Genomic DNA, 21902 nt, shown 5'->3' on the forward strand with positions numbered 1-21902 from the left:
TAAGGCTTGATCCTATAACCAGTGTGTTTCACCTGGTGAGCGATCGCCTTGTGCCACCGAAGTTGACACAGTAAGCACAACCCCAACTACATCCCGATTCGTGACGCTGTCCCAACCCGGCAGCGCCACAACCCCTCATGCCTGGTGACCATAGCGAGCTGGAACCACCCCTTCCCATCCCGAACAGGACCGTGAAACAGCTCCGCGCCGATGATAGTGCGGATTCCCGTGTGAAAGTAGGTCATCGCCAGGCTCTTATCTTGCAAAACCCCTCGACAGCGTGTGCTGCGAGGGGTTTTGTCTTTGGCGCGGCGAAAACGCCGTGCTCGCCATTGCCGTCACGCCGATCCCCGTTGTTTTCATGCCGCATTGCGGGTCGAGGCGCATTCCTGCCCGCTCCACCTTCTGCTATGTTCGACCCTCAAGTGCCAACGGGTGGCACGAAGGCGGTTGCAACACGTGTTTGCAGCAAGCAGTGAGCAATAGAGCGGGCCGATGCCGACAGAGCAGGGCCGCGATTTCGGGTTTCGAGGGGTTACATGACGGCCAAGATGTTTCGGCTGGTTTTGACTGGCGCCGCCGGCGCGCTGTTGCTGGCAGGGTGCGCTTCCACTCCTCCTGACCCTTCCGCGCCGCAAAAGCATCCGGCCCCCGCCGGGCCTGTTACTTCCAGCTCCGCCATCGATTGCCAGGCCTTCACCGAGCGCATGGCTGCCCACGCGGCGGCGCAGGCCGATACCGCGGTGCCCGAACCCGACTCCCTGGCCGCTGCCAACACCCTCGCGGCGGATGACGAAGCCGGCGACGATGGCGAATCCGCCGACGCCTCGCCGGCCACCCTCGCCACGTTGCCGTTGTTTTCGGTCTCGCCACGCCGCGACCGCCTGCCCGTCGGCTGGCAGCCCTGGACCATCAATCGCAACAAGATTCCCACCACTTATTCGATGGCCGAGGTCGACCAGCGGGTCGTGGTGCATGCCAAGGCCGACAGTTCGGCCTCCGGCCTCTATGTGCCGCTGCGCGAGCGCGATGCCGGCATGCTGCGCTGGACCTGGAAAACCAGCGGCATCATCCGTAATGCCGACAACAGCCATGGCCCGCGCGAAGACTCGCCGCTGCGGCTGTTCGTGGCCTTCGATGGCGACAAGGGTGTGCTGCCGCTCAAGGACCAGTTGATGTACGAGATGGCGCGCCTGACCACCGGGCGCGAGATGCCGTACGCCACGCTGATGTATATCTGGGGCGGGCAGCGTGCGGAAGGCGCGGTGGTGAAGAACCCGCACACTGATCGCGTGCGCATGATCGTGGTGGATAGCGGCATGAAGCATGCCAATGAGTGGCGTTGCCACGAGCGCGATCTGCGCGCCGATTATCGCAAGGCGTTCGGGACCGACCCCGGCCGCGTCATCGCGGTCGGCATCATGACCGATACCGACAATACCAAGAGCAAGGCCGAAGCCTGGTACGGCGACATCGCGCTGGACTAGATTGCCGCGCCGGGGGCACCTCAGCCGCCGATCGGCTCGGCCAGCGCGAGCACCGCGAACGAGGCCAGCCAGTGCGTGGACACATACTCGCCTTCCACCGCCTGGGGCAGCGATGCCTCGATATGGTCCGACCACGCGCGGATCGCCAGCGGCCGCAGCGGATCGGGCAGCGCCGGTTCCAGCAGGCGCCAGCACCAGGCGCGCGACAGGTTCAGTCCGTCCAGGTGCGCGGCCTTGGGGTCGTTGCGGTTGGTCACCGTGACCGGTGTCAGCCAGTTGGCCAGCTCCGCCTGGGCCGGCACGAACAACTCCCACCATTCCGAAAACGCGCAGCCGTCCATCACCGCGTGCATCAGCACGGCTTCGGTCAGTCCGCCGGACAGGAATTCATCGCCGCCGGGCTCGTAGCGGGCCGGATACTTCTGGTCGTGGCCGAACCAGCGGTGGGCGCGCCTTACGATGGCGCGCCGCAAGGCCAGGTCCTGATGGTTGCGCGCATAGGCCAGCGCCATGACCAGCGCGAAGGCGCTGTTGTAGTGGGTGCCGGTGCGTACCGGGAACACTGCCGCATCGAGGAAATCCGCCAGTTGCTGCGATAAATGCGAGGCCAGCGGCGCGCAGGCGTCCGCCCAGACGCCGGCATGCGGGTCGTGCCGTGCCAGCGCCAGCAGTTCGGCCTGCAACTTCAGCATCCAGCCCCAGCCGTAGGGGCGCTCGAAGGTGCGTGAGTCAGGCCGGCGGAAATACGCGAGTTCGGCGGCCATGGCGTCCGGACGCAACTGGGCGTCCAGCATGGCGCGGATGCGCGGCGCGTCCTCTAGGTCAGGATGCAGTGCCAGCAGCCGCACCAGCAGCCAGTGCATATGGACGCTGGAGTGCCAGTCGTAGCTGCCGCAAAACACCGGATGCCAGGCGGCCGGTCCGGCGAGATCGCCGGCGCCCGCCATCATGTGGTCCAGTTTGTACGGATAACGGCGCAGGATATTCTCCAGCGCCACGCGCGCAAAGCTGCGCGCGGTCTCGCGATCCAGCGCCGAACGCCCCATCGCCGAAGCTCCCCTTTTTTGATCGTATTGCCCTGCTCAGGCAGGCGTGCTCGGGCACGCTCTGGTCTATGCCATCAGCTGCCTGCCATCAGGCAGGTGCAAGCCACTTCTCCACCAGCCGCACGAAGAAGGTCGAGCCGACCGGCAGCAACTCGTCGTTGAAATCGTAGCTCGGGTTGTGCAGCATGCAAGGCCCAAGGCCATGGCCGGCATCGCGATGGCCGCCGTCGCCATTGCCGAGGAACAGATAGCAGCCCGGCTTGTGCTGCAGCATGAACGAGAAATCCTCGGCGCCCATGGTGGGTTCGACATGGCTGTCGACGTTGTCCGCGCCGACCAGCTCGGCGGCGACCGAGACGGCGAAGCCGGTTTCAGCCTCGCTGTTGATGGTGGGCGGATAGTTGCGGTGGAATTCGTATTCGACGGTGCAGTCGAATGCCGACGCCACCGCGCGCGCCACCTCTTCCATGCGCCGCTCGATCAGGTCCAGCACCGGCACCGTGAAGGTACGCACGGTACCGCCGATCCAGGCCTGGTCCGGCACGATGTTGGTGGCATCGCCGGCATGGAACTGCGTGACCGAGATCACCGCGGTATCGATCGGGCGCTTGTTGCGCGTGATGATTCCCTGCAGCGCCGACACGATCTGCGCCGCGGTGAACACAGGGTCGTTGCCGTTGTTGGGCATGGCCGCATGCGCGCCCTTGCCGCGCACGACGATGCGGAACTCGTTGCTCGATGCCATCAGCGGGCCCGCGCGCGTGCCGAACGCGCCCATCGGCATGCCCGGCCAGTTGTGCACGCCAAACACCGCGTCGCACGGAAAGCGCTCGAACAGGCCGTCCTTGATCATCTCGCGCGCGCCGCCGCCGCCTTCTTCGGCCGGCTGGAAGATCAGGTGCACGGTGCCGTCGAAGGGCTTGTGCTGCGCCAGGTAGCGCGCCGCGCCGAGCAGCATCGCGGTGTGGCCGTCATGGCCGCACGCGTGCATCTTGCCGGTGTGCTGCGAGCGGTGCTCGAAGGTGTTGGCTTCCTGCAGCGGCAGCGCGTCCATGTCGGCGCGCAGGCCGATGGTGCGCGGGCTGCTGCCATTGCGGATCACGCCGACCAGGCCGGTGGTGCCCAGCCCGCGGTGGACTTCGATGCCCCACGATTCCAGGTTGCGCGCGACCACGTCGGCGGTGCGCTGCTCTTCGAAGCAGAGTTCAGGGTGGGCGTGGATGTCGCGCCGGATCGCGCGGATTTCGGCTTGTGCCTGCAGGATTTCGGGGATGAGCTTCATGATGCCGGGCGGCCTTGGAGTCGAAGGCGTTAGCAATGGGATACCCGGATCATACGATGCCTGTCGCGAAAGCGCCAAAACGCGGCGATTTGCTGCGCGCTCGCCGTCTTGGCGCAGTGCAATATGCCGGCGCGGGTGGGTTTCCCCGCATTGCCGTGGCATGTGCACTGCTGGAACAGTTCATGCTTGAAGTGCCCGGCCGGCAATACCGTCGCTTTGTGATGCCCCATCGCACCAAAAAGCAGCGCCGCTCGTGACCCGCTGCGCGCGCGCATTGCCGATCCTAAAACGTCTGCTTCACTTCCTACAGGGAGAATTGCGCGATGTCCCTTCGCACTTTCAAGAAGGCAATTGGCGCGGTCGCGGTAGCGGGGGCCCTTGGCCTTGCGCTGGCCGGCACCGCCCAGGCCGCGGACCTCAAACTGGCCATGAGTTCGCCGCCGACCTCGATGGATCCGCACTTCTACAACCTGTTCTCCAACATCAACGTTTCCGAGCATATCTTCGACTCGCTGACCAAGATGGACCCGGACAGCCGCATCATCCCGGGCCTGGCCGAGTCGTGGAAGCTGGTCAACAACCTCACGTGGGAATTCAAGATCCGCAAGGGCGTGAAGTTCCACGACGGCGCCGAGCTGACCGCCGAGGACGTGATCTGGTCGCTCGACCGCCCCGCCACCATCCAGAACAGCCCGGGCAAGTTCGACGTCTACACCAAGGCCATCGTCAACAAGAAGGTCATCGACAAGCACACCATCCAGCTCACCACCAGCCAGCCGTATCCGCTGATGCTGAACGACCTCACGTCGATCTTCATCGTGCAGAAGAAGGCCACGCAGGGACTGGGCTCGGACGATTTCGCGCAGGGCAAGGGCATGATCGGCACCGGCCCGTTCAAGTTCGTCAGCTATGCGCGCGACGACCGGGTCGAGCTGGTGCGCAACAACGATTACTGGGGCAACAAGCCGGCCTGGGACAAGGTCACGCTGCGCTTCATCCCCAACCCGGCGACGCGCCTGGCGGCGCTGCTGTCGGGCGATGTGCAGGCCATCGAGAACGTGCCCACGCCCGACCTGCCCAAGGTGCGCAACGATCCCAAGCTGGCGTTCTTCTCCAAGATCTCGCATCGCGTGATCTACCTGTATTTCGATGCCAAGCGCGACAAGTCGCCGTACGTGACCACCAAGGAAGGCGCGCCGCTGGACAAGAACCCGCTGAAGGACACGCGCGTGCGCAATGCCATCAGCATGGCGATCAACCGGCAGGGCATCAAGGACCGGCTGATGGAGGGCCTGTCCGAGCCCACCAACAACCTGGTGCCGCCCACGCTGTTCGGCTACAACCCCAACCTGAAGACGGTCAAGTACGACCCCGAGGGCGCCAAGAAGCTGCTGGCCGAGGCGGGCTTCCCCAACGGTTTCGGCGTGACGCTGCACACGCCCAACAACCGTTACGTGAACGACGAGAAGATCGCTCAGACCATCGCGCAGAACCTGACCCGCATCGGCATCTCGACCAAGGTCGAGGGCATGCCGATGGCGACGTACTCGTCCAAGGGCATCAAGCACGAATGGTCGTTCGGCCTGCTCGGCTGGGGCGCCCAGACCGGCGAGGTCAGCTCGCCGCTGCGCGCGCTGCTGGCGTGCGAAGACAGCAAGAAGGGCTTCGGCACCACCAACTGGGGCGAGTACTGCAACCCGAAGATGGACGTGGTGCTGGAAAAGGCGCTGTCGACGGTGGACGACACCGAGCGCTCCAAGCTGCTGCAGGAAGCCACCGCGATCGCGATCAACGATGGCGGTATCATCCCGATCCACCAGCAGGTGACCACCTGGGCCACGCAGAAGGGCATCGTCTACGTGCCGCGCACCGACGAGCGCACGTACGCGCATAACTTCAAGCCCCAGTAAGCAGGCTGCCTGCTGCTGAGTTCGCGGTGCCGCGCATGGCTGCCGCGCCGCCTGGAAGCGCATGGCGCTTTCGGGCGGCGTGCGCATTCCCGCGCGAAAGGATAGTGGTCTGAATATGCTGGTCTTTATCATCCGGCGCCTGATGCAGAGCGTGGTCGTGCTCTTCGTCATGTCGCTGCTGGTTTTCCTCGGCGTCTTTGCCATCGGCAATCCCGTCGACATCCTGATCAACCCGCAGGCCGACCAGGAGGACATCAAGCGCACCATCGCGGCGCTGGGCCTGGACAAGCCGCTGTGGGAGCAGTACTGGGTGTTCCTGCAGAACGCGCTGCAAGGCAACCTCGGTACCTCGTTCGCGCATGGCACGCCGGCGCTCAAGCTGATCTTCGAGCGCATGCCGGCGACCATGGAGCTGGCGATCTGCGCGATCCTGCTGGCGATCGTGCTGGGCATCCCGCTGGGCCTGTGGGCCGGGCTGCGGCCCAAGGGCATTGCCGGCAAGTCGATCATGACGGTGTCGATCCTGGGCTTCTCGCTGCCCACCTTCTGGGTCGGGCTGATGCTGATCATGGTGTTCGCGGTGCAGTTGGGCTGGCTGCCGTCCAACGGCCGCGGCGAGACCGTGCGCGTGCTGGGCATCCCGCTCAGCTTCCTGACCGCGGACGGCATCCGCCACCTGATCCTGCCGGCGGTGACGCTGTCGCTGCTCAACATCGCCATGGTGATCCGGCTCACGCGCGCCGGCACGCAGGAGGCGATGCTGCAGGACTACGTCAAGTTCGCGCGCGCCAAGGGGCTCTCCAATACCCGCATCGTCGGCGTGCACGTGCTGAAGAACATCCTGATCCCCATCGTCACCGTGATCGCGCTGCAGTTCGGCTCGATCATTGCCTTTGCGATCGTGACCGAGACCATCTTCGCCTGGCCCGGCATGGGCAAGCTCATCATCGACTCGATCCAGCTGCTGGACCGGCCGGTGATCGTCGCCTACCTGATGGTGATCGTGACGCTGTTCATCCTGATCAACCTGGTGGTGGACATCATCTACAGCATGCTCGATCCGCGCGTGCGCATTGCCGACAACAAGGGCTGAGCCATGACCGCAGTAACTGTCGAACCCGAAGACAAGACGCCGCCGCGCGCCGCGGCGCGCGAGCAATCCCCGTGGCGGCGCTTTGCCGCCGAGTTCTTCGCCAGCAAGATCGCCGTGGCCGGGCTGGCCACGCTGGTGACGATCATCCTGATCGCCATCTTCGCGCCGTGGCTGGCGCCGCAGAACCCGTATGACCTGGCCACGCTGGACGTGCTCGACGCGCGCCTGGCGCCCGGCGAGCAGGCCGGCAGCGGCATGACCTTCCTGCTGGGCTCGGACGAGCAGGGCCGCGACATCCTGTCGGCGGTGATGTACGGGTTGCGCATCAGCATCGGCGTGGGCGTGGTCAGCACCCTGATCGCGCTGCTGCTGGGCGCCACGCTCGGCCTGCTGGCCGGCTTCCTCGGGGGGCGCACCGAAGCCTTCATCATGCGCGTGGCGGACCTGCAGCTGTCGTTCCCGCCGATCCTGCTGGCGCTGATCCTGCTGGCCTTCCTGCGCCCCGGGCTGGGCAATATCGTGATCGCGCTGGTCGCGGTGCAGTGGGCCTACTACGCGCGCACCACGCGCAGCGCGGCGCTGGTCGAACGGCGCAAGGAATACATCGAAGCCGCCACCTGCCTGGGCCTGCCGCCCGCGCGCATCATGTTCCGCCATCTGCTGCCCAACTGCCTGCCGCCGCTGATCGTGATCGCGGCACTGCAGGTGGCCTCGGCGATCACGCTGGAGGCGACGCTGTCCTTCCTCGGACTGGGCGTGCCGATCACCGAGCCGTCGCTCGGTTCGCTGATCTCGAACGGCCAGCAGTACATGCTGTCGGGCAAGTACTGGATCAGCTTCTTCCCGGGCATCGCGCTGGTGGTCACCATCGTCGCGATGAACCTGGTCGCCGACCAGCTGCGCGATGTGCTGAACCCGCGCCTGCAGACGCAATAACCGGGAGCACGAGATGGCACACCCGATGGCACAACCGACGCTGGTGGTCGAACACCTGAAAACGCATTTCTATACGCGCGGCGGCATCGCCAGGGCCGTCGACGACGTGTCCTTCACCGTGGGCCGCGGCGAGATCATGGGGCTGGTGGGCGAGTCCGGCTCGGGCAAGTCCATGACAGGCTACTCGATCATGGGCCTGATCGACCCGCCCGGGAAGATCGTCGACGGCCGCATCGCGCTGACCAGCCGCGACGGGGTCACGCGCGACCTGCGCGCGCTCACGCCGGCGCAGCAGCGCGACGTGCGCGGCAACCGCATCGCCATGATCTTCCAGGATCCGATGATGACGCTGAACCCGGTGCTGCGCATCGATACGCAGATGATCGAGGCGGTGCTGGCGCATGAGAACGTGAGCAAGGCGGCGGCGCGCGAGCGCGCCCGCAACGCACTGGCGCGGGTCGGCATTCCGTCGCCGGACGAGCGCCTGCAGGCCTATCCGCACCAGTTCTCGGGCGGCATGCGCCAGCGCGTGGCGATTGCCACGGCGCTGCTGAACAAGCCCGACCTGATCATTGCCGACGAACCGACCACCGCGCTCGACGTTACCATCCAGGGCCAGATCCTGTACGAGATGCAGACCCTGTGCCGCGAGTCCGGCACGGCGCTGATCTGGATTACGCACGATCTGTCGGTGGTGGCGGGGCTGGCCGATTCCGTCTGCGTGATGTACGCCGGCAAGATTGTCGAGGCCGGCGACGTGCGCCAGGTGCTGGAGCACCCTGAGCATCCCTACACGCACGGCCTGATCAGCTCGGCGCCGTCGCGCAATCCGCGCGGCGCGCCGCTGCGGCAGATCCCGGGCATGACGCCGTCGCTGCTGAACCTGCCGGGCGGCTGTTCGTTCCGCGAGCGCTGCCCGTACGCGACGGCTGCATGCAAGACCGACCCGCCGCTGGAAACCGCCGCGGACGGGCGCCGCCTGCGCTGCTTCCATCCGGTGCTTGCCAACCAGGAGGCGGCATGAACGCCACTGCACTGCAATCCCGACCGATGACCCAACCTGCCGTAAAGGAAGACGCCACGCCCGCTGCGCCGATCCTCGAACTGCGCGGCGTGTCCAAGCGCTTTGTCAAATCGCTCGATGCCGCCGCGCGCATCGCCAACCTGTTCGGCGCGCATGCGCGCGAAGAGGTGGTGCATGCGGTGGACCGCGTCGACCTGAGCATCCGCGCCGGCGAGGTGGTGGGGCTGGTGGGCGAATCCGGCTGCGGCAAATCCACGCTCGGCCGCATGGCCGTGGGCCTGCACTCGCTGACCGAGGGCGTACGGCTGTGGCGCGGCACCAATCTGGACCAGCTGCCGCCGGACAAGCGCCGCGAGAAGCAGCTGGCGATCCAGATGATCTTCCAGGATCCGTATGCCTCGCTGAACCCGCGGCTGCGTGTGCTCGACATCGTCGGCGAGGCGCCGGTGGTGCACGGCCTGGTCGGGCGCGGCGCGCAGAAGGGCTATGTCGAGGACATGCTGGTGCGCGTGGGCATGGACCCGACCGTGCTGCGCCGCTTTCCGCACCAGTTCTCGGGCGGCCAGCGCGCACGCATCGGCATTGCGCGCGCGCTGGCGGTGAAGCCCGAGTTCCTGGTCTGCGACGAATCGGTGGCGGCGCTGGACGTGTCGATCCAGGCCCAGGTGCTGAACCTGTTCATGCGCCTGCGCGAAGAGCTGAACCTGACCTACCTGTTCATCAGCCACGATCTGGGCGTGGTCAAGCACATCAGCGACCGGGTGGTGATCATGTACCTGGGACGGGTGGTCGAGTCCGCGCCGACCGAAGACGTGTTCGCCACGCCCAACCACCCCTATACGCAGGCGCTGCTGGCGGAGGCGCCGAAGCTGGAGGTGGCGCGCAAGACCTACGTCGCAATCCGCGGCGAGATCCCGTCGCCGCTGCACCCGCCGAGCGGCTGCCATTTCCATCCGCGCTGCCCGCACGCGATGCCGCGTTGCCGCGAAGAGCAGCCGCTGCTCAAGGAGATCGCGCCGATGCGGTTCTCGGCATGCCATTTGAATGACATGAAGTAGAGGCTACGACGATCCCACTGGTTTTCTCCCCTCTCCCGCTTGCGGGAGAGGGGAGAAAACCAGCGATCACGGGGCCAGCTTCACCGAATCACCTGCCCCTTCGAATTGATGATCGTCATCTCCACGAACTTCGAGCCGACATGGTTCTCCGGCGTGAAATTGACGATAAACCCGCCCAGGTCGTAGTTGCGCATCGATTCCAAGGCGGTCACCAGCTTCTCGCGCGTCAGGTCCTTGCCCGCGCGGCGCAGGCCTTCGGTGAAGGTCTTGGCGGCGATGAAGCCCTCGATGCTGGCGTAGTCGAATTCGCTGGCCCTGCCGGCGGCCTGCAGCAGGCGCAGGTATTCGCGCACGATCGGCAGCGTGGCGTTGCCCGGGTGCGGCATCACCTGCGAGATGATCACGCCGCTGCCCTGCGCGCCGACCACGTTGGCCAGCGCCTGCGTGCCGACGAAGGAGACGTTGTAGAACTGGCCGTTGTAGCCGCGGCGCAGCGCTTCCTTCACGAACGCGCCGGCGGTGCGGTACGCGCTGATCATCACTACCGCATCGGGCTTGGCCTTCATCGAGCCCTGCATGGCGTCGCCGATCTCGGTGGTGTTGCGCACCACGGGCTCGCGCGCGACGATCTGCACGCCGCTGTCGGGCGCGGCCTTGAGCGCGCGCTCGAGCCCATCCAGGCCGGCCTTGCCGTAGGCATCCTCGTTGTAGACCACGGCCACGCGCTTGAGCCCGGTGGTCTGGATCTGGCGCAGGATGGCCGCGGTTTCCTCGTTGTACCCGGCGCGCACATGGAACACGTAGCGGCTGCGCGGCTCGCGCAGCGACTGCGCGCCGGTGTACGGACCGAAGAACGGCACCCTGGCCTGGATCGCGAGCGGCAGCGCGGCCTGGCTGGTGGGCGTGCCGACATAGCCGAACAGGGCGAAGACGCGGTCTTCCTCGATTAGTTTCCGGGTGTTCTTGGCCGCCGGTTCGGGCTCGTAGTAGTCGTCGAGCGCCTCGAGCCGGATCTTGCGCCCGTGGATGCCGCCCTGCTGGTTGATGTGGTCGAAATACAGCCGCGCGCCCGAGTTCATCTGCTTGCCCAGCACGGCGGTCGGGCCCGTCAGCGCGGCGGACTGGCCCAGCAGGATGGTGTCGGCGGTGACGCCTTGCTCGGATGTGGCGGCAGTGGCCGCGGTGTTCGCCGCCAAGGCGGCGCAGGACGCGCCGCCCGTGCCGATGGCGCACGCCACCAGCAGGCCGGCAAGCCGGCCATTGACCCCGGATCGGAAAAACATAAACCCCCCGCGAATGATGGTTCGGTTACCCGTTCGCCGCGTCGGCCGGTCTGCGCCGGCGAGTTCCAAAAATCGAGCGGCATGGTGCGCGTCCCGGTCTGTGCCGCGAGCGCGCCGGCACATCATAATCGAATACAATCGGGACGAGATACTCCCCGCCGTCGCGCCGCACGTACGGGGAATGCGCCGCCCGCCGGCGCGACGCAGGCGCCGCCACCCGCCGCCTGCGCCGGCATCTCCCGTTCCGTACGACCGAACGAAAACAACACATCCCCCGCCCCGGAGACCCCATGGCTTCCCGCATCGTCCGCGCCGCCTGCCCGCATGACTGCCCCGATACTTGTGCCTTGCTCGTCACCGTCGAGGATGGACGCGCCGTCAAGGTAGCGGGCGATCCTGACCATCCCGGCACGCAGGGCGTGCTCTGCACCAAGGTGTCGCGCTACACCGAGCGCACCTACCACCCGGATCGCCTGCTGACGCCGATGAAGCGCGTCGGCAAGAAGGGAGAGGGCAAGTTCGCGCCGATCTCGTGGGACGAGGCGCTGGATACGGTCGCCACGCGCCTGCAGGCGATCGCCGCGGGCGACCCGCAGGCGATCGTGCCGTACAGCTATGCCGGCACCATGGGGCTGGTGCAGGGCGAGAGCATGGCCGCGCGCTTCTTCAACAAGCTGGGCGCGTCGCGGCTGGACCGCACCATCTGCGCCAGCGCCGGGGCCACCGCGCTGCGCTACACCTACGGCGCCAGCGTGGGCATGGACATGGAGCATGTGGTCGATGCCAGGCTGGTGATCATCTGGGGCGGCAACCCGATCGCCTCCAACCTGCACTTCTGGACCCGCGCGCAGGAGGCCAAGCGGCGCGGCGCCACGCTGGTGGCGATCGACCCGTACCGCTCGCTGAGCGCCGAGAAGTGCCACCGCCATATCGCGCCGATGCCCGGCACCGACGGCGCACTGGCGCTGGCGATGATGCACGTGCTGATCCGCGACGGCCTGCTCGACCACGACTACATCGAGCGCCACACCGTGGGCTTCGAGGCGCTGCGCGAGCGCGCGCAGGCCTATCCGCCGGCGCGCGCCGCCGAGATCTGCGGCATCCCGGTCGAGGACATCGAATGGCTGGCCGGGCTCTACGGACAGCTGGCGGTGCGCGAGCGCCAGCCGGTGGCGATCCGGCTGAACTACGGCATGCAGCGCGTGCACGGCGGCGGCCAGGCGGTGCGCGCGGTGGCGTGCCTGCCGTCGCTGGTGGGCGCGTGGCGCCATCCGGCGGGCGGGCTGCAGCTGTCGACCTCGGGCTTCTTCCCCGTCAACGAAGCCGCGCTGCAGCGCCCGGACCTGCTGCCGGGATGGCCGCAGCAGCTGCCGCGCCTGGTCAACATGAGCACCATCGGCGATGCCTTGCTGGCCGAGCCGGCGCCCGGCGCGCCGCGCATCGAGGCGGTGGTGGTCTACAACAGCAACCCGGTGGCGGTGGCGCCGGAATCCGGCAAGGTGGCCGCCGGCTTTGCGCGCGAGGACCTGTTCACGGTGGTGCTGGAGCATTTCCGCACCGACACCGCCGACTATGCCGACATCATCCTGCCCGCGACCACGCAGCTCGAGCACACCGACGTGCACAAGGCCTACGGCCATACCTATTTTCTGGCCAACAACGCCGCCATCGCGCCGCTGGGCGAGGCCCTGCCCAACACCGAGATCTTCCGCCGGCTGGCGCAGCGCATGGGCTTTACCGACGCCTGCTTTGCCGACAGCGACGAGGCCATCGCCGCGCAGGCCATCCTGCCGGACGATGCGCGCGCGGCCGGCATCAGCTGGGATTCGCTGAAAGCGCAGGGCTGGCAGAAGCTTGCGCTGCCGGCGGCGCCGTTCGCCGAGGGCGGCTTTCCGACGCCATCGGGCAAGTGCCAGTTCTATTCGGAGCCGATGGCGCGCGATGGTTTCGACCCGCTGCCCGACTACGTGCCGCAGTACGAAGCGCCGCAGACCGCGCCGGAACTGGCCGCGCGCTATCCGCTGGCGATGATCTCGCCGCCGGCGCGCAATTTCCTCAACAGCTCGTTCGTCAACGTCGACAGCCTGCGCGCCACCGAGGGCGAGCCGCACCTGGACATCCATCCGGCCGACGCCGCCGAGCGCGGCATCGTGCACGGCGCGCTGGTGCGCGCCTTCAATGACCGCGGCAGCATGGTGGCGCGCGCGCGCGTCACCGATCGCGCCCGGCGCGGTTTGGTGGTGGGGCTGTCGATCTGGTGGAAGAAGCTCGCGCCCGACGGCAAGAACGCCAATGAGCTGACCAGCCAGCGCCTGACCGACCTGGGCCGCGCGCCGGTGTTCTACGACTGCCTGGTGCAGGTCGAGGCCTGCGCGCAAGGGGCAGTCGAGGCGGCATGACGCGGCCGCGCGGCCGCCGCGGCTGGGCGGCACTCGTGGGGGCAGTGGCGCTGTCGGCCCTGGTGCTGCTGACGGCGGGATGCGAGGCGGTCGGCTACTACGCGCAGTCGATCGGCGGGCATCTCGGCGTGATGGCCCAGGCGCAGCCGCTGACCGACGCGATCGCCAGCGCGCGCGACGCCAACGATGCGCGCCTGGTCCAGCGCCTGGCGCTGGCCGGCCGCATGCGCGACTTTGCCTCGCGCGAGCTGAAGCTGCCCGACAACGGCAGCTACCGCCGCTACGCCAACCTGCACCGGCCCTACGTGGTGTGGAGCGTGTTCGCCACGCCGGAGCTGTCGATGGAACTGCGCAAGTGGTGCTTCCCGATCGTCGGCTGCATCAGCTACCGCGGCTACTACGCCCAGTCCGACGCCGAGCAGTATGCGCAAGACCTGCGCCGCGACGGGCTCGAGACCTACGTGGCCGGCGTCCCCGCTTATTCGACACTGGGCTATTTCGATGACCCGCTGCTCAATACCTTCGTCTACCTGCCCGAGGGCGAGCTGGCGCGGCTGATCTTCCATGAACTGGCGCACCAGGTGGTGTACGTGCGCAACGACACCGCGTTCAACGAGTCCTTCGCCACCGCGGTGGAAGCCGCCGGCGTGGAACGCTGGCTGGACCAGGATGCGTCGGAGGACGCGCGTACCAGCTATCGCCAGTACGACGCCCGGCGCCAGCAGTTCCGCGCGCTGCTGCTGGGCACGCGCGACCGGCTGGTGGCGCTGTACCAGACCCCGCTCGACGACGCCGCCAAGCGCGAGGGCAAGGCGAAGATATTTGCCGACCTGCGCGCCGGCTATGCGCGGCTGCGGGCGGAGTGGGGCGGGTACAGCGGCTATGACCGCTGGTTCGACCAGCCGCTGACCAACGCCCACCTGGCCGCGGTGGCGACCTACCAGCAATGGGTGCCGGCCTTTACCGCGCTGCTGGCGCGCTGCGACGGCGACTGGCAGCGCTTCTATACCGAGGCGCGTCGCATCGGCGCGCTGCCCGCCCGCGAGCGCGAGGCGGCATTGCGCCGGCTGGCGCCGCCGGCGACCCGCACCGACACCCTGACCGCGGGCGGCAAGGCCGTGGCCAACTAGGCCGCCGGCGGGCTTCGGGCGGGTAACCACCGGGGCTGCGCCCTCCGCGCCCCGTGCGAGAATGCCGTCATGTCGATTGCTCCCAGATCCGAACCGCTGGCACCGCCCTCGGGCGCGCTGCCGGAGCCCCAGCCGGCCCGCCCGCATATTGCCGAGCGCCAGGAGGCGCGCCGCCGGCAGATCCTCGATACCGCCGCGCAGCTGTTCTACAGCAAGGGCTACCCCGGCATGACCATGAACGACTTGTGCCGCGCGCTGGGCGTTACCAAGCCGGCGGTCTATTACTACTTCACTGACAAGTACGAGATCTTCGACATCCTGTGCCGCGAGTCGGCCCAGACCTGCCTGCCCGTGATCCGCGAGAGCGCGGACCCGGCGCAACCCGTCCAGGCCCGCCTGCACGCCTGCCTGCTCGAGATGGCGCGGCGCTGCATCGCTTGCCACGTACCGGCCACGTTGAGCTTCCGCGACCGGCAATACCTGCGCCCGGACACCGTGTCCTGGCTCGACAGCATGGCGCGGGACTTCTATCGCGACCTCTATGCGCTGCTGGACGAAGGCAAGCGCGAGGGCGTGTTTGCCTTTGGCGACGCACGCGTGACCGCGCATGCGATCGGCAGCGTGGTCGGGTTTCTCTACACCTGGCACGAACCCGGGCGCACCGACCCCGAGACCCTGGCGCACGAGCTCGCGGCCAGCATGATGAAGCTCGTGCTGCCCAGCGACGGTTGAGCGCGGCGCGGGCACCTAGGGGTTATCCCGCTGCCTATGTCCGATCGGTGGCGCATAATGCTCGCCAGGGGCGGCCAGGATTGGCGAACGACCCTGAGGACTTCGTCTAAGTTGTTGTTTTAACCGGGGCGCACGTTTAGCATCTCGGAAAAATCGAACGACCATTCAGAAATTCAGGAGACGGTGCTATGGAAAGAATTTGGCTGAAACACTACCCGGCCGGCGTCCCTGCCGAGATCGATGCCAGCCAGTTCCGCTCGCTCGCTGCGCTGCTCGAGGCGTCTTTCCACACCTATGCCGACCGCAAGGCCTTTATCTGCATGGACAAGGCCATCACCTACGGCGAACTGGACCGGCTCTCGACCCACTTTGCCGCATGGCTGCAGTCGCGCGGGCTGCGCCCCGGCGCGCGCGTGGCCATCATGATGCCCAACGTGCTGCAATACCCGGTGGTGCTGGCCGCGGTGCTGCGCGCGGGTTTCGTGGTGGTCAACGTCAACCCGCTCTATACCCCGCGCGAGCTCGAGCACCAGCTCAAGGACAGCGGCGCCGAAGCCATCGTGATCCTGGAGAACTTCGCCGCGACGTTGCAGCAGGTGCTGCCCCGGACCCCGGTCAAGCACGTGGTGGTGGCCAGCATGGGCGACATGCTGGGCGGGCTGAAGGGCGCGATCGTCAATTTCGTCGTGCGCAACGTCAAGAAGATGGTGCCCGCGTGGGAGCTGCCCAACTGCGTGCGCTTCAACAGCGTGCTGGCCGAAGGCCGCAAACTGACGCTGCAGCCGGCCACCACCGGGCCCGACGACATCGCCTTCCTGCAGTACACGGGTGGCACCACGGGGGTGTCCAAGGGCGCGGTGCTGCTGCACCGGAACGTGGTCGCCAACGTGCTGCAGTCGGAGGCGTGGATGCAGCCGGCGCTGAACAAGGGCGCCCATATCGACCAGCCCATCACCATCACGGCGCTGCCGCTGTACCACATCTTCGCGCTGACGGTCTGCTGCCTGCTGGGCATGCGCAGCGGCGGCACCAGCGTGCTGATCCCGAATCCGCGCGACATCCCGGGCTTCATCAAGGAACTGCAGAAGTACAAGTTCAACATGTTCCCGGCCGTCAACACGCTGTATAACGCGCTGCTCAACAACCCGGAGATCGGCAAGGTCGACTTCTCCGGCCTGCGCGTGGCCAACGGCGGCGGCATGGCGGTGCAGGAGGCGGTGGCCAAGCAATGGCTGGCCAAGACCGGCTGCCCCATCATCGAAGGCTACGGCCTGTCCGAGACCTCGCCGTCGGCCACCTGCAACCCGACCGACACCGATGCGTTCTCGGGCACCATCGGCATGCCGCTGCCGTCGACCGAAGTCGTGATCCGAGACGACGACGGCAACGACGTGCCGCTGGGCCAGCCCGGCGAGATCTGCATCCGCGGCCCGCAGGTGATGGCCGGCTACTGGAACCGCCCGGACGAGACCGCCAAGGTCATGACCCCGGACGGCTTCTTCAAGACCGGCGATATCGGCATGATGGACGAGCGCGGCTATACCCGGATCGTCGACCGCAAGAAGGACATGATCCTGGTGTCGGGCTTCAACGTCTATCCGAACGAAGTCGAAGGCGTGGTGGCGGAGTGCCCGGGCGTGCTGGAAGTTGCGGCCGTCGGCGTGCCGGACACGCACTCGGGCGAGGTGGTCAAGCTGTTCGTGGTGAAGAAGGACCCGGGGCTGACCGAGGCCGACGTGATCGAGTTCTGCAAGGAGCGCCTGACCGGCTACAAGCGGCCCAAGTACGTCGAGTTCCGCACCGAGCTGCCGAAGACCAACGTCGGCAAGATCCTGCGCCGCGAACTGCGCGACAGCCGCGCGGCAGCCTGAACCCGTCCCTGCGACGGCAAACGACAACGGCCTCCTCGGAGGCCGTTGTGCATTCAGGCGGGGTCGTTCAGGGGCTCAGCACTCGTTCGATGGCGCCAGCCGCGCCTCCTGGCCGCCGTCGGGGTAGATCACGCGCACGCAGGCGCCCGGCTCCAGCCCCGGTGCCGCCGGTGCGTTGGCCGTCACCATCGCGCCATCCAGGGTGCGCACCTTGTACTGGAACAGGTCCACCTGCTGCACCGGCGCCGGCTTGTTGAACAGCCGGCTCAGGTCGAAGGCAAAGCCCACGCCTACGCCGCCGCCGCCGTGTCCGCCGCTGGCGGCACCCACGCCGACGCTGGTGCCGCCGCCGTAGTAAGGGGGCACCTGGGCCACGTCCAGGCGGGTCAGGAACACTCTTTCGGTGACGCGGCCCAGCTTGATGGTGGCGTTCACCGGGGTAACCTGCGGGGGCTGCGGTGTGCTGCTGCAGGCAGCCAGCACCGGCAGCAGGCCGCACAGGGTAAGCATGGCAAGCGGTTTCATGGCGAGATCAGGCCGGATTTGAGCCGGCCCAGCAGTCGGAACAGGGCGCGCCGGTCGGTCTCGGCCAGGCCCGAGAACAGTTGCCCGATCCAGTCCTCATGCGCGCGCGCCATGCGCGAGAACGCGGCGCGCCCGGCCGGCGTCAGGCGGATCAGGTAGGCGCGCCGATCGGTGGGCAGGGCCTCGCGCGAGACCAGCCCTTCCTGCTGCAGCTGGTCGGTGATGCCCGTGACGTTGCCGCCGGTCACCATCATGCGGCGCGACAGCTCGCCCATCTTGAGCCCTTCGGGATGGCGGTCGAGCTGGGCCATCAGGTCGAAGCGGGGCAGGGTGCAGGCGAAGTCCTGGCGCAGCCGCGAGCGGATATCGGCTTCGATCAGGTTGGTACAGGTCAGCAGCCGCAGCCACAGCCGCAGGGCCTCGTGCTCGGTGTGGTCGGCGCGGGTTTCGAGGTCGACCGGCGCGCTCTCGGCGCCGGCCGCAGGAGACAGGTTTGGCATCTTCGGTGCGGCCTGGGGTGGCAGGTGTGCGGCAAGCGCCGCCAGGGGCCGCCCACGCTGCGGGCGGCCGACATTTGATGCCTCAAGTATATGCGCGATGTGCGCCGCGGCCCTGCCCGCGATCAATTCGAGCCGATCCGGCGCAATCCGGCATCAATCCACCTTGGCGCCCGAATCCTTGACCACCTTGGCCCACTTCGCGGTTTCGGCGCGGATGAAGGCGGCGAACTGCTCCGGCGTGTTGCCGACCGGTTCGGCGCCCTGCGCCTGCAGCCGTTCGCGCACCGCCGGGGCACCCAGGGCCTTGGCCACTTCCTGGTGGATGCGCTGGATCACCTCCGGCGGCGTGCCGGCCGGCGCCAGCATGCCGAACCAGGAGCTGGCCTCGTATTGCGGCAGGCCGGCGGCCTGGGCGATGGTCGGCACGCCCGGCAGCGCCGGCGACGGCTTGGCGCTGGTCACCGCCAGCGCCTTGAGCTTGCCGCTCTTGATCAGCGCCATCGACGACGGCAGGTTGTCGAACATCACCTGCATGGTGCCGCCCGCCAAGTCGGTCAGCGCGGGACCACTGCCCTTGTACGGGAAGTGCACCATGAAGGTCCGGGTTTGCGTCTTGAACAGCTCGCCGGCCAGGTGGATCGAAGTGCCGTTGCCGCTCGAGGCCATATTGATCTTGCCGGGATTGGCGCGCGCATAGGCAATCAGGTCCTTGACGCTGTCGATCTTGTTCTGCTGCGCAAACGCCGGATTGAGCACCAGCACGTTGGGCACCGCCGCCACCTCGGTGATCGGCGCGAAGTCCTTGATGGGGTCGAACGGCAGCTTGCCGTACAGCGACTGGTTGATGCCATGGGTGCCGACGGTGCCCATCAGCAGCGTGTAGCCGTCGGGGGCGGCCTTGGCGACGATGTCGGCGCCGATATTGCCGCCGGCGCCGGGCTTGTTGTCGACCACCACGTTCCAGTCGGGCAGCTTGCCGAGTTCGGCCGCAACCGCGCGCGCCAGGATGTCGGTGGTGCCGCCGGCGGCGAAGGGCACCACGAGCCGGATCGGCTTGGCCGGATACGGGTCGGCGGCCAGCGCCGGCTGGCTGGCAAGCGCGCCGAGGCTGGCGGACAGCAGCAGCGCAACGACGCGCCGGCGAGTGGGTTGCATGCTTGGTCTCCTGTTGTGGCCCGCTGGATAGCCCACGGTACGTATGGTGAGTGCATTCTAGTCGGCACCCGCGGCGGCGCCGATGAGGTGATGCCCTATGGCGTGCGCGGAGGGGGCCGCAATGAAAAAAGGCACCCGAAGGTGCCTTGCAGGATCGGCCTTGGGAGGCGGATCAGAACTTGTGGCGGATGCCCACCGCGACGCCGACCATGTTGTCCTTGCCGGTGCCCAGGAAGTAGCCGTTGGCGAAGCTGATGGCCGAGGTATCGAAGTTGACGCCGGCGTTCTTCGAGTAGGCGGTGGTCAGGTAGACGTCGGTGCGCTTGGACAGGTTGTAGTCCGCGACAAACGAGATCTGCCAGGGGTTCTTGATGTTGTTGGTGGTGCCGGTGGCGGCCAGGTTCAGGTTCTTGACGTCGTCGTAGAAGTAGGCGAGCGTCAGGCCCAGCGCCGGGGTGACCTGGTAGTTGGCACCCACCCAGTAGTAGTTGTCCTTCAGGATGGTGTTGTCGTTGGGGGCCTTGTTCATGCCCCAGCGGTAGCCGGCCATCAGCTTGGCCGGGCCGAAGGCGTAGCTCGCTGCAACGGCGGCCTTCTTGAAGTCACCGGTGCCGCCAGCGGCGTTCAGGGTCGGGTTGTACTGGTCATAGGCCGCCGAAATGCCGAACGGGCCCGCTGCCCACGCCAGGCCGGCACCGTAGCCGGTGTCGCGGCGGAACTGGCCCGGGACCTCGCCGGCGCCGGCCACGCCGTTGCCGAACGACCAGTGGGCGATTGCCGTTACCGGACCGAACTTGCCGGTGTACTTGGCGGTGTTGTCCGAGCGGAAGTTCAGGCCCAGCTGCGCTACCACCGGCTCATACTGGGTGGCGTAGCCGGTTGGCGAGAAGTTGGCCATCATGTCGAACAGCGTGGTGTACTGGCGACCGAAGGTGAAGCGGCCAACTTGATTGCTTTCCAGGCCGACATAAGCCTGACGACCGAACAGGCGGCCGCCTTGCTGCGACCGGCCATCATCGAGACCGAAACCGCTTTCGAGCACGAACAGCGCCTTCATGCCGCTGCCGAGGTCTTCCACGCCGCGCAGGCCCCAACGCGAACCGGACAGGCCGCCGGAGGTCAGCCGGAAGACGTTTTCGGCCGGGCCGGTTGCCAGGCCGTTGGCGAGCGACGGCGTGACGCTGGACATGTTGCTCACGTATTCGATGTTGGCATCCACCACACCGTACAGGGTCACGCTCGATTGGGCCTGCGCCGCCCCAGCAAATGCGCCAAGCGCTGCCAGCGCCAGAAGCGATTTCTTCATGCTCGTTGATCTCCACTGTAAGAATTATTGGTGACGGCGCGGAAGAACCTCCTGATGGTCTCCATCTCCCGTGCGTCAAACTTCCTTGGAAGTTGCGAAGTACTGTAACAAACAACTTTTCGTTCACCATTGGGGCCCAACCCCTTGTCTTGTTTTAACAACTCAGGGTTTCTGAGTAGCCGGGCGTATCAACGCAAGGCGGGATGCGGGCTGGCGGCGATTAGAGGCAAGCTACAATACGGGTAATCCCGATGGCGCCCCGGCGTGCCGCGCCGCGGCCGCGCACCCCACCATGGCAGGGGCGTACCCGGGCACCGATTCCAACCGCCTCCGCGACATGGACAACCTGATCAAAGAATTCGACGTGGCCCTGCGCGCCATTGCCGGCGCCACGCGTTCGGCGCGCGCCAACCCGGCTGACCGGCTGGCGCCGGACACCGAACAGATGAGCGCCGAGGAGCGCCGCCATGTGGCCGGCCTGATGCGCATCAACCATGTCGGCGAGGTCTGTGCCCAGGCCCTGTACCAGGCGCAGAAGCTGACCGCGCGCAACGGCGCCGTGCGCGCGCAGATGGACGCCGCCGCGCGCGAAGAGGAAGACCACCTGGCCTGGTGCGCCGAGCGCCTGCGCGAGCTGGGCTCGCGTCCGAGCCTGCTCAATCCGCTCTGGTACGCCGGCGCCTTCGCCATCGGCTGGGTCGCCGGCCGCGCCGGCGATCGCGTCAGCCTCGGCTTTGTTGCCGAGACCGAGCGCCAGGTCGAGCACCACCTCGGCGGACACCTGGACCGCCTGCCCGAGTCCGACGGGCGCTCCCGCGCCATCCTCGAGCAGATGCGCGACGACGAGATCCGCCATGGCGACGCCGCGCGCGAGGCCGGCGGCATGCCCCTGCCCGCGCCGGTGCGGGCCCTGATGCGCGGTGCCTCGCGCGTGATGACCACCGCCGCCTACCGCATCTGAGGTCCGCCGTCCGGGATCGGGCGTCTCCCGCCCAGCCCTGAATTCAGCAGGGCTGGCGGGCAATTGTTGTATCCTCGGGGCGCGCGCCGGGACAGGTCTTTCCCACGCGGTCGGCAGTTCCTCCTCAAGTGGTTCTCAGGTGGTTTCTCTGCTTTCCTCCCTAAGATCTTCATTTCATTAAGGATTCACTTTTCCGGTGCGTGA

The 21902-nt window shown here is 67.2% G+C and carries 19 protein-coding genes and 1 rRNA gene; 13 read left to right on the forward strand and 7 right to left on the reverse strand.

Annotated features, from left to right (window positions below):
* The first annotated feature begins 140 nt into the window (after window positions 1–140).
* Both rrf and GA0116996_RS00010 read left to right on the forward strand, forming a co-directional pair.
* Window positions 141–253, forward strand: a 5S ribosomal RNA gene (gene rrf / locus GA0116996_RS00005).
* A 286-nt stretch (window positions 254–539) separates the two neighbouring features.
* The gene (locus GA0116996_RS00010) at window positions 540–1487 is read left to right on the forward strand and encodes a DUF3047 domain-containing protein (protein ID WP_092306164.1); all 948 of its coding nucleotides are present in this window, start codon (window positions 540–542) and stop codon (window positions 1485–1487) included.
* Between the two features lie 20 nt (window positions 1488–1507).
* Here GA0116996_RS00010 and GA0116996_RS00015 read toward each other — a convergent pair whose 3' ends face one another.
* Together GA0116996_RS00015 and GA0116996_RS00020 are read right to left on the reverse strand one after the other, a co-directional pair.
* On the reverse strand, window positions 1508–2533 hold the full coding sequence (locus GA0116996_RS00015; RefSeq protein WP_092306166.1) for a DUF2891 domain-containing protein: 1026 nt from the start codon (window positions 2531–2533) through the stop codon (window positions 1508–1510).
* An 88-nt stretch (window positions 2534–2621) separates the two neighbouring features.
* Window positions 2622–3815, reverse strand: a complete 1194-nt coding sequence (locus tag GA0116996_RS00020; protein WP_092306168.1) for a M20 aminoacylase family protein — start codon at window positions 3813–3815, stop codon at window positions 2622–2624.
* 56 nt (window positions 3816–3871) lie between these two features.
* On the opposite strand from GA0116996_RS00020, the gene GA0116996_RS27875 reads away from it, so the two are divergent.
* The 6 genes from GA0116996_RS27875 (at window position 3872) to GA0116996_RS00045 (ending at window position 9836) form a co-directional block, all read left to right on the forward strand.
* The gene (locus GA0116996_RS27875) at window positions 3872–4072 is read left to right on the forward strand and encodes a hypothetical protein (protein WP_141693700.1); all 201 of its coding nucleotides are present in this window, start codon (window positions 3872–3874) and stop codon (window positions 4070–4072) included.
* A 66-nt stretch (window positions 4073–4138) separates the two neighbouring features.
* On the forward strand, window positions 4139–5725 hold the full coding sequence (locus GA0116996_RS00025; RefSeq protein WP_092306170.1) for an ABC transporter substrate-binding protein: 1587 nt from the start codon (window positions 4139–4141) through the stop codon (window positions 5723–5725).
* Window positions 5726–5840: 115 nt separating this feature from the next.
* Window positions 5841–6818, forward strand: a complete 978-nt coding sequence (locus GA0116996_RS00030; protein ID WP_092306172.1) for an ABC transporter permease — start codon at window positions 5841–5843, stop codon at window positions 6816–6818.
* Between the two features lie 3 nt (window positions 6819–6821).
* Entirely contained in the window at window positions 6822–7754 is a 933-nt protein-coding gene (locus GA0116996_RS00035; protein WP_062801832.1) for an ABC transporter permease, read from the forward strand.
* A gap of 25 nt (window positions 7755–7779) precedes the next feature.
* Window positions 7780–8778, forward strand: a complete 999-nt coding sequence (locus GA0116996_RS00040) for an ABC transporter ATP-binding protein (RefSeq protein ID WP_092306174.1) — start codon at window positions 7780–7782, stop codon at window positions 8776–8778.
* Window positions 8775–9836 (forward strand): ABC transporter ATP-binding protein, encoded by a 1062-nt coding sequence (locus tag GA0116996_RS00045; protein WP_092306176.1) that lies wholly within the window; start codon window positions 8775–8777, stop codon window positions 9834–9836. The genes GA0116996_RS00040 and GA0116996_RS00045 overlap by 4 nt, the downstream gene beginning before the upstream one ends.
* An 80-nt stretch (window positions 9837–9916) precedes the next feature.
* Here GA0116996_RS00045 and GA0116996_RS00050 read toward each other — a convergent pair whose 3' ends face one another.
* On the reverse strand, window positions 9917–11119 hold the full coding sequence (locus GA0116996_RS00050; RefSeq protein ID WP_092306178.1) for an ABC transporter substrate-binding protein: 1203 nt from the start codon (window positions 11117–11119) through the stop codon (window positions 9917–9919).
* Window positions 11120–11409: 290 nt separating this feature from the next.
* Between GA0116996_RS00050 and GA0116996_RS00055 the strand changes: the two genes are divergently transcribed.
* The 4 genes from GA0116996_RS00055 (at window position 11410) to GA0116996_RS00070 (ending at window position 17251) form a co-directional block, all read left to right on the forward strand.
* Window positions 11410–13518, forward strand: a complete 2109-nt coding sequence (locus tag GA0116996_RS00055; protein WP_092306180.1) for a molybdopterin-containing oxidoreductase family protein — start codon at window positions 11410–11412, stop codon at window positions 13516–13518.
* The gene (locus GA0116996_RS00060) at window positions 13515–14648 is read left to right on the forward strand and encodes an aminopeptidase (RefSeq protein WP_092306182.1); all 1134 of its coding nucleotides are present in this window, start codon (window positions 13515–13517) and stop codon (window positions 14646–14648) included. The genes GA0116996_RS00055 and GA0116996_RS00060 overlap by 4 nt, the downstream gene beginning before the upstream one ends.
* A 69-nt stretch (window positions 14649–14717) precedes the next feature.
* Window positions 14718–15380, forward strand: coding sequence for a TetR/AcrR family transcriptional regulator (locus tag GA0116996_RS00065; RefSeq protein WP_092306184.1), 663 nt, complete (start codon window positions 14718–14720; stop codon window positions 15378–15380).
* Between the two features lie 188 nt (window positions 15381–15568).
* On the forward strand, window positions 15569–17251 hold the full coding sequence (locus GA0116996_RS00070) for a long-chain fatty acid--CoA ligase (RefSeq protein WP_092306186.1): 1683 nt from the start codon (window positions 15569–15571) through the stop codon (window positions 17249–17251).
* A 75-nt stretch (window positions 17252–17326) separates the two neighbouring features.
* Here the strand turns inward: GA0116996_RS00070 and GA0116996_RS00075 are convergent, their stop codons facing one another.
* From GA0116996_RS00075 to GA0116996_RS00090, 4 genes are all read right to left on the reverse strand, one after another.
* The gene (locus GA0116996_RS00075) at window positions 17327–17776 is read right to left on the reverse strand and encodes a hypothetical protein (protein WP_092306188.1); all 450 of its coding nucleotides are present in this window, start codon (window positions 17774–17776) and stop codon (window positions 17327–17329) included.
* Window positions 17773–18276 (reverse strand): MarR family winged helix-turn-helix transcriptional regulator, encoded by a 504-nt coding sequence (locus tag GA0116996_RS00080; RefSeq protein WP_062801825.1) that lies wholly within the window; start codon window positions 18274–18276, stop codon window positions 17773–17775. Before GA0116996_RS00080 ends, GA0116996_RS00075 begins: the two co-directional genes overlap by 4 nt.
* Before the next feature lie 153 nt (window positions 18277–18429).
* Window positions 18430–19431, reverse strand: coding sequence for a Bug family tripartite tricarboxylate transporter substrate binding protein (locus tag GA0116996_RS00085; protein ID WP_092306190.1), 1002 nt, complete (start codon window positions 19429–19431; stop codon window positions 18430–18432).
* A 172-nt stretch (window positions 19432–19603) separates the two neighbouring features.
* Complete coding sequence (locus tag GA0116996_RS00090; RefSeq protein ID WP_092306192.1) at window positions 19604–20737, reverse strand: porin; 1134 nt, start codon at window positions 20735–20737, stop codon at window positions 19604–19606.
* A 337-nt stretch (window positions 20738–21074) separates the two neighbouring features.
* Between GA0116996_RS00090 and coq7 the strand changes: the two genes are divergently transcribed.
* The gene (coq7, locus tag GA0116996_RS00095) at window positions 21075–21698 is read left to right on the forward strand and encodes a 2-polyprenyl-3-methyl-6-methoxy-1,4-benzoquinone monooxygenase (protein ID WP_092307317.1); all 624 of its coding nucleotides are present in this window, start codon (window positions 21075–21077) and stop codon (window positions 21696–21698) included.
* The last annotated feature ends 204 nt before the right edge of the window (window positions 21699–21902 follow it).

This window comes from Cupriavidus alkaliphilus, from assembly GCF_900094595.1.
In the GTDB taxonomy this organism is placed as follows: Bacteria; Pseudomonadota; Gammaproteobacteria; order Burkholderiales; family Burkholderiaceae; genus Cupriavidus; species Cupriavidus alkaliphilus.